Source organism: Salmonella sp. NW1250, assembly GCF_051812965.1.
In the GTDB taxonomy this organism is placed as follows: domain Bacteria; phylum Pseudomonadota; class Gammaproteobacteria; order Enterobacterales; family Enterobacteriaceae; genus Salmonella; species Salmonella enterica.
This window is the reverse complement of sequence record NZ_JAMNDD010000062.1, coordinates 1-307: the sequence shown is the minus strand read 5'-3', so window position 1 is coordinate 307 and position 307 is coordinate 1. Positions and strand designations below refer to the sequence as shown.

2 tRNA genes are annotated in these 307 nt (G+C 53.7%); both read left to right on the top strand.

Annotated features, from left to right (window positions below):
* Positions 1-76, top strand: a tRNA-Gly gene (locus NBA72_RS24260).
* A 155-nt stretch (positions 77-231) separates the two neighbouring features.
* Positions 232-307 (top strand) — tRNA-Gly (locus tag NBA72_RS24255).

The following is a 307-nucleotide window of genomic DNA, read 5'->3' as shown; positions in this document are numbered from 1 at the left end:
GCGGGAATAGCTCAGTTGGTAGAGCACGACCTTGCCAAGGTCGGGGTCGCGAGTTCGAGTCTCGTTTCCCGCTCCAAGTTTGAAAGTACTTGTTAAGTACAGACCACCAATCGCAGGATTTCGAATTGCGACAAGGCGGCAACTGAATGAGTCCTCAGGAGCTTACTGAAGTAAGTGACTCAGGCGAGTGAAGGCAGCCAACGCAGTAGCGGTTCGAAAGACGAAGATTATGCGGGAATAGCTCAGTTGGTAGAGCACGACCTTGCCAAGGTCGGGGTCGCGAGTTCGAGTCTCGTTTCCCGCTCCA